This is a genomic window from Paenibacillus zanthoxyli JH29 (assembly GCF_000520715.1).
Lineage (GTDB): Bacteria > Bacillota > Bacilli > Paenibacillales > Paenibacillaceae > Paenibacillus_AQ > Paenibacillus_AQ zanthoxyli.
Genome location: NZ_ASSD01000226.1, coordinates 1 through 9,856, shown reverse-complemented (window position 1 = coordinate 9,856; position 9,856 = coordinate 1). Strand labels below are relative to the sequence as shown.

Annotated in this window: 9 protein-coding genes; 5 read left to right on the top strand and 4 right to left on the bottom strand. The window is 45.9% G+C overall.

Annotation, left to right across the window (positions count from 1 at the left end):
• Positions 1-218: 218 nt before the first annotated feature.
• Positions 219-1,346: an alpha/beta hydrolase family protein gene (locus L691_RS0108360; protein WP_025689944.1), complete on the bottom strand. Its 1,128-nt coding sequence runs from the start codon at positions 1,344-1,346 to the stop codon at positions 219-221.
• Positions 1,347-1,379: 33 nt separating this feature from the next.
• Entirely contained in the window at positions 1,380-2,450 is a 1,071-nt protein-coding gene (locus L691_RS0108355) for an alpha/beta hydrolase family protein (protein WP_084653991.1), read from the bottom strand.
• 122 nt (positions 2,451-2,572) lie between these two features.
• Between L691_RS0108355 and L691_RS0108350 the strand changes: the two genes are divergently transcribed.
• Complete coding sequence (locus tag L691_RS0108350) at positions 2,573-3,178, top strand: TetR/AcrR family transcriptional regulator (RefSeq protein ID WP_025689942.1); 606 nt, start codon at positions 2,573-2,575, stop codon at positions 3,176-3,178.
• A 67-nt stretch (positions 3,179-3,245) separates the two neighbouring features.
• Here the strand turns inward: L691_RS0108350 and L691_RS0108345 are convergent, their stop codons facing one another.
• A complete protein-coding gene (locus L691_RS0108345) occupies positions 3,246-3,800 on the bottom strand; it encodes a GNAT family N-acetyltransferase (protein WP_025689941.1) in 555 nt (184 codons plus the stop codon).
• Between the two features lie 135 nt (positions 3,801-3,935).
• On the opposite strand from L691_RS0108345, the gene L691_RS0108340 reads away from it, so the two are divergent.
• The 3 genes from L691_RS0108340 to L691_RS0108325 all read left to right on the top strand — a co-directional run bounded on the left by L691_RS0108340 (position 3,936) and on the right by L691_RS0108325 (position 7,962).
• Positions 3,936-4,757, top strand: coding sequence for a glycosyltransferase (locus tag L691_RS0108340; protein WP_025689940.1), 822 nt, complete (start codon positions 3,936-3,938; stop codon positions 4,755-4,757).
• Positions 4,758-4,766: 9 nt separating this feature from the next.
• Entirely contained in the window at positions 4,767-5,729 is a 963-nt protein-coding gene (locus tag L691_RS0108335) for an aldo/keto reductase (RefSeq protein ID WP_232229137.1), read from the top strand.
• Between the two features lie 187 nt (positions 5,730-5,916).
• Positions 5,917-7,962 (top strand): glycoside hydrolase family 97 protein, encoded by a 2,046-nt coding sequence (locus L691_RS0108325; protein WP_025689938.1) that lies wholly within the window; start codon positions 5,917-5,919, stop codon positions 7,960-7,962.
• A gap of 106 nt (positions 7,963-8,068) precedes the next feature.
• Here L691_RS0108325 and L691_RS0108320 read toward each other — a convergent pair whose 3' ends face one another.
• Positions 8,069-8,647, bottom strand: a complete 579-nt coding sequence (locus L691_RS0108320; RefSeq protein WP_025689937.1) for a TetR/AcrR family transcriptional regulator — start codon at positions 8,645-8,647, stop codon at positions 8,069-8,071.
• A 159-nt stretch (positions 8,648-8,806) separates the two neighbouring features.
• Between L691_RS0108320 and L691_RS0108315 the strand changes: the two genes are divergently transcribed.
• A partial coding sequence (locus L691_RS0108315; RefSeq protein WP_198023002.1) for an MFS transporter occupies positions 8,807-9,856 on the top strand: 1,050 nt, incomplete at its 3' end.

Below are 9,856 nucleotides of genomic sequence, written 5' to 3'. Positions count from 1 at the left end.
GGGATTACCCAAGAATCCCCCACTTCAAGTGTTAGCCAAGTGGGGGAGTGTTCAATAGAACACTATAGATTCAAGTATAGCGGGTTTCGACTAAATAATCTAAACGCTTGCCGCAAAATATTCATGACTCTCCCAGGTCAAAGGCTATGATTTACGTTCACCCATATTTAAAAAATAAAGGCCTCACTCCACATTTTTCGTGGAAATGAGGCCCTGTCTCATCCCTGTCTCTCTATGAGTTTATTCTTAAACCAATCTATAATCTCCGGAAAAACCTCATCCAGGTAATCCATTGTGCAGTGCTCGGCCTTTTCATAATAATGCAGCGTCTTTTCACCCTTCGCCCATCTCATCATCTTATCCGCGTGGAGCTTGGGTGAAGGCATAACCTCATCCTTCCCTGCATGATAGAACAGCAAAGGTACATTTAAGCCGGGATCACGCTCAATATCCCAGTCAAATTGAGCTGTCGCATGTTCAAGCGTCTCACATCCGGTCATATATGTGACGCCCCGCTGCCATAATGGATTAAGCTTCTTTAGTCCTTCTAATCCGCCGGTGAATACAAGTCCGCTATTCCCAACTACACATTTTACCCGTTTATCATATGCCGCACACATCGGCGCCAGATATCCACCCAAGCTGAAACCTATAAGGCCGATTCTTCCCATGTCCATTCCATAGATCGGATGCTGTTCGAACCAATTGATGATCGCCGTTACAGCGTTATGATATTCTTTTACATCGAATTTCATATCTTTCCACAGTTCGCCTTGACCCGGCCCGTCGAATGTAAAATAGTTAAACCCATTCTGTCTAAATAAATTTCCATGTGAGTTGCCCTCAGCCTCTTTGATGTTATCCATCCCGTTTACAAATATAATAAGCGGGCTGTCAGGCACTGTCGAAAGCCTCAAATATCCCGGAATTTTCACACCGTTAAAGGGTACATCAATGCGTATGGGCCTTTCCTTTTCATCGTATAGGCTTATTGCTCTTTGATAGCTTTTTCTGGCTTTTTCTTGTGTTCTTTCCTTTTGATTGCTGTCAATAAAAAATACATGCTGACCGGCATGATAGCAGCCGACGGCTTCATGGAACAATGCCCGTGCCTGTACCCTGTTTCCTTTATCTAATGCTTCCTCAGCCTTTTTAAAAACCGCATCGCCTTCTATAGTCCATTGCTCGCACCAATTCAGCCAGTTAGGCACCCTTGTCACTACTCTTCTCAATCTCCCATAATCTAATCCGAAGGATAAAAATCTTCCATACCACCGTTGATAAACCCTGCCCTCACTAAAAATATATTTAAATGCAAATTTTTCCTTTAAAGTTAAATGAACCATTGATCTCCCTCCCGCAGGCCAGAAATAGATAATTTATTTCAATCTGTCCATGAAGAAATCTGCAAACATGGTTATCGTTTCAGTTGCATGGTTTGTGACACAATGATTACCGTCTTTCCAGAGCTTTAATGTTTTATCCGTCGATTGGGCTTCATTATAAATTTGTTCAACCCCTTCAGCGCTGAACAGGGGATCAGGTATCCCATGGTTTACTAAGAGTGAACAGGTAATATTGGAGGCATGCCCTTCCATCGTCATATTGTCAATGAACTTCTCCAACTCGGTACCCTTCTTGTTTGACAGCGCCGAAAATACTTTGCTGAAATGAGGAATAAATTTGATGACCTCTTTTGGAAAATAGGAGCCCCCATTGATGATACAAGCATCCAGCTTCTTACTGATTCCTGCAGTCCTTGCTACCAAATATCCGCCAAAACTGTAGCCTACCATGCCTATTTTGCCAAATCTATTATCCATTGATACATGTTCAATAATTTCATTTAAGGCTTCTTCGTTATTCAGTTCCATATACATCTTGTTAAACAGCCTTGTTTCACCCTGCCCAGGTCCGTCTATCATCAGATACGCGAGACCTCTCTCTGCATAATAGCTGCTGTAATTATGATGTTCTTCGCGCCAGCCGTCAGCTCCTCCGATAGAAATAACGACCGGAACTTTTCCCGCCGTTTTCTGAGGCATTCTTAACCATCCAGCCATTTTGCTGTCTTTGTATGGTACTTCGATCCTTTCAATTTCCGGGTTATACAGCTTTGCAGCTTCACTATAGCAATCTATCAGCTTTCGGTACATACGCAGCTTTTTGTCCGTATCCGGGATAATTGTGTATTGTCCAACTCTGTAAGCAGCAACAGCATTGAGATAAAAAGTTGTTGCAGTCATTAGGTGGCCCTGCTGTATTGCATGATCGGCCAATGCCCTGGAACGGTCACCCAAACTGTCACAAATATCGGCATAGTCGCCTCCCTTTTGATATTCCCGCATGAGTACAATGAAATCATTTACGTCAAGACCATTAGGAATGGCTCTGTCAATAGGTAAAGTCCGGACGATTGCATTCATTTCCTGGTTATCCGGGTTCATCATTTTGACCTCCCTTCAGCAATGTTAGTACGTTTGTACTAAATTGCATCTTCATGTTAGCACGATTGTACTAATCCGTCAAGTATGGTATGCTGCTATGGAAATTTTATTTTCGGAGGGGTCTCATGACTACCAAAAAAGTGATTTTGGATAAGGCCATAGAGTTATTTAATAAAAATGGATATGCCACCGTCTCGATGCGTGATATTGCCGATGCAGCCAATAAGAGTGTGGGGAATATAACCTACCATTACAAAAAAAAATCTGATTTAATCTTTGCTATCGTTGAGCTCCAATATGAAGATTTACAATCCTTGGATTTGAAAACGGAGGTTGACATAGAGGGTTTAAATGAGCAATTGAAAATGATGCTTGACTTTCAAAAGAAATACTATTTCTATTTTAGCAATATGATTGAATTGCGCAAAACCTATCATGAAATATTGGAATTCCAAATAAAAGTAAGAGAAGAGCTTACACTGCATTTTCTCAGAATTATTGAGCATTTTGAAAAAAAAGAAATATTCAGGGCATCCCCAAATAAAGAGCTTCAAGCATGTTTGGCAAAAGGAATTGTATTATTGTTGATGTCGTGGGTACAACAAGCATTATTGGGGGAAACAGAACAACATGAGGGGCTTTTAAATATTGTCTGGAGCATCCTTTATTTTAACCTGACAGAAAAGGGCGTCGGCTTATATAACGAGATTTTTAACAATAATTTACTCTAAAAAAGGTTTACAAAACTGCTGCGGTAGCAATTTCATAAACCCGCTGTATTTCAGCTGGTAAGTAGGGTCAAAAAAAATCCTTTTTTGTAATGCCATAATACACTCGGTCGTCGTATTCATCCGTCTCGCTGTAATAATAGCTCTGCCTTAAAGTTCCTTCATATCTCATTTGAGCTTTTTGCAGCACCTTTGCCGAAGGGACATTTCTGCCGCGATGAAAAGCTTGAAGCCTATTTAACCCGGTTTGCTTAAATGTAAATTGGATTACCGCTGCCAACGCCTCACTGGCGTATCCTTGGTTCTGGTATGACTTTCCGATTGCATATTCAATATCCGCAAAATGATGCTGTTCATCAACGCTGCAAAAGGCAATTTGTCCGATGCACTCCTCATTGTCTTTAAGGATAATGGCCCACCTGTAAAATTCGCTTCGAACGTAAGATGCAATCCATTTCTCCAGCAATTCTTTAACCGAGCCGAGATCTTCATAAGCAGGTTCGCCGTAATTCCACTGAACTTCGGAATCGCTAATCCAGTTCTTATGCATGCTCCCGGCATCCTGCAAAATAAACGGCCTTAACGTAAGCCTGACGGTTTCAATGATTTGAGTTCCAGCATGCAAGCCTCTTCACTCCATCTTCATATTTTGTCTAATTCTATCAAGTATTTAGAAAATCAGGAACCATATGCACACATTTTTCAACCTTTTCATAACTTAAATTATCAATTTGACTCAAGGAAGCGCAGGGAGAGAACATTGGACAAAATATCTATTGTAACGCCTTGCTATAATGCGGAGAAATATATTATGGAGACCGTTCAGTCGGTAATTACGCAGACGGCCGTGGAGTCGGGACGAGTTGAATTGGAATATATCATCTGTGACGGCGGTTCAACGGATCGTACGATCGAACTGATCAATAGTGTAAACAGCGGGTTCATAAAGATCATATCTGAGCCTGATGCGGGGATGTATCACGCTTTATCCAAAGGCTTCCAGCTCGCGACTGGAGACATCTGCGCTTATATTAATGCTGGGGATTATTACTCCAGGCACGCCTTCGATGTTGTTCTGGATCTGTTCGAAACGAAACCGGTAAAGTGGCTTACAGGATTGAATGTCAGCTACAATGACCGTTCACAGTTTGTTTCATCCTTTCTGCCTTTTAAATACAGGAAAAACCTGCTTGGCTGCGGGTATTACGGCATGAAGCTCCCCTTTCTACAGCAGGAATCTACGTTTTGGAGCAGAGAACTGAATGCGTTAATTGATTATGATTTTTGGCCGACGTTCAAGTATGCCGGAGATTATTATTTGTGGCGGCGATTCTCGGAGGTCACCGAGCTTATGATCGTCGATGCTTATTTGGGAGGATTCCGGTTTCACAAGGGCCAGCTTTCTGAGAACCTTGAAGCGTATTTCGCCGAAATGCGTTCCATTGGAACCAAGCCCGGTATAAAGGAATTTATTACCCTTCAATTTGACCGGCTGATCTGGATGGGAGACGGGAAGGTAAAGAAGCGGCTGAACCGGGACGGCCTGTTTCGGTATAATCATCAGCTGCAGCAGTGGGAATGAAAGCGAGGGGTGGTCACAATTAAATATATACCCGTTCAAGGTCTTGACAAGTCATGTTCACAATTGGTTATCGGGACAGCCGATTTTTCCCGAAAGCGTCTGGATGCCGCATTTGAAATGCTTGATGCCTATATCCTGCGCGGCGGAAACACCATCGATACGGCGAATGTCTATGGGGATGGCGAAAGCGAGCTGGTGATCGGACAGTGGCTAAAATCAAGACAGCTTCGGCAAAATGTCGTAATCATCGACAAGGGCGGCCACTATCATGTGAATGCCAATCAAGCCATTGTAAACAGGCTGACTCGCCAAGATGTTGCGGAGGATCTGGAGCGCAGTCTAGAGAGACTTCAGACGGATTATATTGATATTTACTTGCTTCACCGCGATGACCCTTCGGTTCCGGTGGACGAAATTATGGATTTTCTTCAGGAACACATAGACTCCGGTCTGATTAAAGCGGTTGGAGCCTCCAATTGGTCGGTTCAAAGAATTGAAGAGGCGAATCGGTATGCGAACAAAAAGGGCTATAACCGTCTGGTAGTCAATAGTCCCTCATTAAGTCTGGCCGCAGTCAATGAGCCGCGCTGGCCTGGAACGGTGTACGTGGATCAAGCTTATCATGACTGGCATAAGCAAACCCAGCTTCCATTATTCGCGTGGTCATCTCAAGCAGGCGGTTTCTTCTCGGGACGCTACTCCCCCGGCGTGCGCGTGAGCGAGGACATGGTCCGGGTATATTACAGCGACGATAACTGGAAACGGTTAGGCCGTGCGAGCAGCTTGGCCGCACACAAAGGAAAGGGGATTACAGCAAATCATATTGCGTTAGCCTATGTGTTAAACCAGCCTTATCCAGTATGTGCGGTCATTGGGCCTGAGCGCCTCGATGAATTAATCTCCAGCTTCGCAGCGCTGGATATACGTATGACTGATGCGGAACGACTATGGCTTAACCTGGATCAATGGTAGCTTCCGTTCACCGTCTGCAGCCTATTTTCGTGCCACATTGGGTCGGGTAGCCAGATTATCTTCATGCCTGCCCCCTCACGTCCTTTTTTCGCAGCAGCTTTGCTCAGAGCATATTTCCAGGGATATGCCAAGCTGGGGCCCTCATAAGATGTTGTAATAGAATCGATGTAAGGAGGCGGAACATAAAGTGACAAGCAGGTGGGTTGTTTTTTCACCCGATGGCGGCATCCAGGCGGAATTTATTCTAAATAACGGCATTCCTTATTATAGTGTGCGCTATTGTCACCGGCCCGTGATCCGGCCTTCGAAGCTGGGCTTTACCTTTGAACATGCCGAGCCGCTTAACCGGAACTTTAGAGTCTCCGCCGCCAGGTATGACAGCTTCGATGAGACCTGGACACAGCCTTGGGGAGAAGTCAGGGAAATACGCAATCATTACAATGAACTCCGCGTGGAGCTTGAAGAGACAACCCCGTCTCCGCGCCGAATGTTCATCATTTTTCGTGTATACAATGACGGCCTGGGCTTTCGCTATGAGCTGCCTGAGCAGGAGCATCTCTCCCATTTTGAAATCAAGAGCGAAGATACCGAATTTGCCCTTACCGATGTGGATCACGCATGGTGGATTCCCGCCTATCAGAAACTGTATACTGAACTGCTGTACCATGTGACTCCCCTTCGTTCCATTCCTTACCGCGCCGTCCATACCCCTTTAACGATGAAAATGGCTAATGGATTGTACCTGAGCATTCACGAAGCCGAACTGTCCCGCTATTCCACCATGACCCTGATGCCCCTGGAAAATAATACGCTTGCAGCCGACCTTATTCCCTGGTCCGACGGTATTAAAGTCAAAGGCTCCACTCCGCTAACAACGCCCTGGCGAACGATTCAGATCGCAGAAACGCCGGGCGATTTGATTACCTCCTATTTGATTCTTAATCTGAATGAACCGAACAGGCTGGGAGATGTGTCATGGGTGCTGCCGGGCAAGTACATTGGCATTTGGTGGGGCATGCATCTGGGGATTTACACATGGAGCTACGGCCCCAAGCATGGTGCAACAACCGAGAACGCCAAGCGGTACATTGATTTTGCCGCCAAATACGGCATTCCGATGGTGGTGATTGAGGGGTGGAATATCGGGTGGGAGAACGATTGGACCAAGCATGGTGAGAACTTCAGTTTTACAACTCCATATCCTGATTATGACATTGTAGAAGTCACTTCGTATGCCGCAAGCAAGGGCGTGAAAATTATCGGGCACATGGAAACGGCCGGAGCGATTCAGAATCTGGAGCGGCAAATGGAAGCGGCTTTTACTTTATTTAAAAAACTCGGGATAGACGTTGTGAAAACAGGCTATGTCTCCCCTGACCCTGCGCTTAAGCGCTTTGATGACCAAGGGAATCTGCTCAGCATGGAGTGGCTTGGCGGTCAATATAACGTGGATCATCATCGAAAAGTAATCGAAACCGCGGCCAGGTATCAGATCAGTCTGATCGCCCACGAGCCGGTTAAGGATACGGGAGAACGACGAACCTATCCGAATATGATGACCCGCGAAGGCGCGCGGGGACAGGAATTCGATGCCTCCGCCGAATATGCCGGAAACCCTCCGGACCACACCACCATTATTCCTTTTACCCGGATGCTTGCCGGTCCCTTCGACTATACACCGGGGATTGTAAGGCTGATCTATAAGGAGTTCAGACCGGGCAACCGGGTGCGGGGGACGTTAGCTAAACAACTGGCCCTTTACGTCGTTCTGTACAGCCCGCTGCAAATGGCCGCCGACCTGCCGGAAAATTACGAACAGCAGCGCGCGGCTTTTCAATTTATTCTGGATGTCCCTACCGATTGGCAGGATACCAGGGTGCTGGGCGGAGAGATCGGAGATTATGTAACGATTGTCCGCAAAGACAGAAACAGTGAAGAATGGTATCTGGGCAGCATTACCGATGAGCACGAACGCACGCTTGCGGCGCCGCTCGCTTTTCTTGATCCGGACCAAGCGTATGTGGCAGAAATCTATGCCGATGGCCCGTCTGCCGATTGGAGGATCAATCCCTATCCCCTGACCATTTCCAAGGTACCTGTTGACAGAAGCACAACCTTGCAATTGAGGCTCGCCCCGGGAGGCGGGCAGGCCATTCGCATACGTCCGGCTGCCGTGGATGAAATCAGGTCCCTTCCGGTTGATAGAACATCTTCGACAAGCGCTTACGCTTAGAAAAACCCTAAAAACCAGAGGGAAGAGGTATGGCAGGAATGATCTAATACCCGCCAGCTGCGGCATCGATCAGGTTCGGCACCGCAGCTGTGCAGCCCCCTCCTATTCAATTTGCTTTAATTCCTTCAAACGCAGAGGTTACTAAATTTTGCACATAAGTATCATCCAGCTTTCCACCGATTACTAACAATCTATAGAATATCGGCCCGTAAATCAGGTCAATGCTTAACTCAATATCAAGATTTCCCTTTAATTCCCCCTGTTGAACTCCCTGTTCCAATAGTTGTCTTGCTTCAAGCCGGCGCGGATAGAAAAATCTGACCCGGTATGCCTCTGCCAGCCCCGAATCGAACTGCCCTTCTCCTATTAGCTCCGTAATGATTTTACCTTCCCGGCTTGTCAAGAATCGGGCTAAATTCGTGGCGTGTATCAGTATATTATTGAATGCTGAGCCTGTGTCGGGCAGCGGCAGTCTTGCTGTGGCAGCAGAAAGAAAGCCATCCATAACAACAGCAGCCTTGTTGGGCCACCATTTATAAATGGTAGCTTTACTCACCCCGGCACGCTCAGCAATTTTCTCAACAGTGACTGCTCCAAAGCCATTCTCCAACAACAAGTCATAGGAAGCGGCAAGGATGGACTTTTCAGTTTCAATGTTACGCGGGCGCCCTCTTTTGGCATTCACAGAAATCCCCTCCAAATAAAAACTATACGTTCATTATACATAATATCCAGTAAAAGAAAAATAAAAACTGACTATTTACAAAACTGTACGTTCAGTATATTATAAAGACATGAATTAGTGAACTATACGTTCAGTATTTATTTTACGAGGAGGATTATTATGCAAACAGATCAAGTAATGGAAGGTAAAAGTATTTCGAGTTGGATTACGCTGCTGTTAGCAGCTGCATGCGGCCTTATCGTCGCCAATCTGTATTATGCCCAAACACTGGTAGGACCGATTAGCGCCGCTACGGGTCTTTCTTCCGACGCAGCAGGGTTAATTGTCACTTTAACTCAAATCGGTTATGTCGTAGGGCTGCTGTTTATCGTACCGCTTAGTGACATTATTGAAAATCGGCGTCTTGCTGTCTTATCGCTGCTTGTTGTTGTATGTGCTTTGATTGCGGCAACATTCACACCTAATGCGTTATTGTTCCTCACTGCGTCCCTATTCATTGGACTCGGATCTGTGGTGGCCCAAATACTGGTACCTTATGCTACCTATTTATCGTCTGAAGAGCAGCGCGGACGTGTGGTGGGGAACGTGATGAGCGGACTCTTGCTCGGAATCATGTTGGCCCGGCCTGTAGCAAGCTTTATAGCCAGCCTTTGGGGATGGCATGCAGTATTTGCATTGTCGGCGGTTATTACAGCTCTTTTATCACTTCTATTGTCGCGTATTCTTCCTGAGCGCAAGCCTTCACCTACGATGAATTATGGCGAATTAATCGTTTCATTGGGTACTCTATTAAAACAAACACCTGTATTACGCCGCCGGGGCATTTATCAAGCCTGCCTATTTGGTGCCTTTAGCCTCTTTTGGACTACGGCTCCTTTACGGCTTGCGGATGATTTCGGATTGTCCCAGCAAGGCATTGCATTGTTTGCTTTAGTCGGTGTTGGCGGCGCAGTCGCAGCGCCGATCGCCGGAAGACTGGCGGACAAAGGCTGGACCCGATTTTTGAGCGGACTGGCGATGATCATCGCTGTCCTGTCCTTTTTGCTGACATACCTTGTTCAAGGCAATTCAACTATTGCTCTAGCCATGCTCCTTGTTTCCGCTATCACGCTGGACATGGCAGTATCGGGAAATCTTGTGCTTGGACAGCGTGCGATTTACACATTGGGGAGTGAAGCGAGAGGACGTCTAAACGGACTGTTCATGTCC